This is a genomic window from Mesorhizobium sp. M8A.F.Ca.ET.218.01.1.1 (genome assembly GCF_004791165.1).
Classification (GTDB): domain Bacteria; phylum Pseudomonadota; class Alphaproteobacteria; order Rhizobiales; family Rhizobiaceae; genus Mesorhizobium.
On sequence record NZ_SRUZ01000069.1, the window covers coordinates 1 to 383 of the forward strand.

The 383-nt window shown below is 60.1% G+C and carries 1 pseudogene; it reads right to left on the reverse strand.

What is annotated here, in order from left to right:
* Window positions 1–383 (reverse strand): annotated as a pseudogene (locus EN861_RS34425) (ATP-dependent DNA ligase); the annotation flags it as partial.

A 383-nucleotide genomic window follows, 5' to 3' on the forward strand; every position in this document is an offset into this window, starting at 1 on the left:
ATCGCCCGCCCGGAGCGACGAGCATATCGAAGAGCACCAGTTGCGCCGGCGTCTCCCGGCTGAGCTTCCAAATACGGCTCTCCGCCGGATGAAGCCGCATCTGCAACGCATCGAAGGAGGCGCGCCCATCGACTTCAATGACGCTCTCTCCGTCTACGACAAAGTCCGATGTTTCCAGATCACCGAGCATCGCCGTCAGTTCGGGAAAATAACGGCCAAGGGCTTTGCCGGACTTCGCCCTGAGATCGACCGACTTGCCGCCTTTGAAGGCAAGGCAGCGGAAGCCGTCCCATTTCGGTTCGTACTGCCAAGGTCCATCGTCCCGCGGCAATGCCTCCGCCATGCGCGCTTCCATTGGCTCAGTGCTAAAGGGTAAGGGAAAA